1 protein-coding gene and 1 pseudogene are annotated in these 635 nt (G+C 39.2%); both read left to right on the top strand.

All coding sequences use genetic code 11. From position 1 onward, the window contains the following. A pseudogene (locus tag KH400_RS20820) lies at nucleotides 1-142 on the top strand (acetyl-CoA C-acyltransferase); the annotation flags it as partial. 385 nt (nucleotides 143-527) lie between these two features. Next, the coding region (locus KH400_RS20815; protein WP_217227910.1) for a hypothetical protein at nucleotides 528-635 on the top strand (108 nt) is incomplete at its 3' end.

Here is a 635-nt window from a genome sequence, read left to right as displayed (position 1 = left end):
AGGTCACCCTGTAGGGGCTTCTGGTACACGTGTGTTAGTAACTTTGTTACATGAAATGCAGCGCAGAGATGCGAAGCGCGGTTTAGCGACGCTTTGTATCGGTGGCGGTCAAGGAACAGCACTTATTGTTGAACGTAACTAAATAGAAGAAAAAGGTTCATTTTAGAGACACTGAAAAGGTCGATTGTATCTTTTCAGTGTCTTTTTTTTAATAAAGGCTGTTTCGTAAAGAGTGTTGCTGTGAAGGAACGTTTTGTCTCGTAGTGAAATGGAGCGGAAGTCACTCGACACCTCCTTGCGGGTGCGAGTGGCTGGAGCGCAATGGAACGAACATGAGGAGAACACGTACCAAAAACAACAATGTATGCGAAAACAGCCTTTTAAAAAAACGATTTCATTTCTGAAAATAAAGAATATAGGCGAAAAAAGTAGAAAAAAGGCGAATAAACTTGAAATGATGAATCGCTGGTGCTTAAATGGAAGAGGATAAAAGAAGTTAAGAGGAAAAAAAGGAGCGGTCAAAGCGAATGGCAAAAATTATTGCAATAAATGCAGGTAGTTCATCATTGAAATTTCAACTTTTAAATATGCCTGAAGAAACAGTTGTTACAAAAGGTTTAGTAGAACGTATTGGT

Source organism: Desertibacillus haloalkaliphilus (assembly GCF_019039105.1).
In the GTDB taxonomy this organism is placed as follows: domain Bacteria; phylum Bacillota; class Bacilli; order Bacillales; family KJ1-10-99; genus Desertibacillus; species Desertibacillus haloalkaliphilus.
Note: the sequence above shows the minus strand (reverse complement) of the source record. Positions and strands in the feature narration are given on the sequence as shown.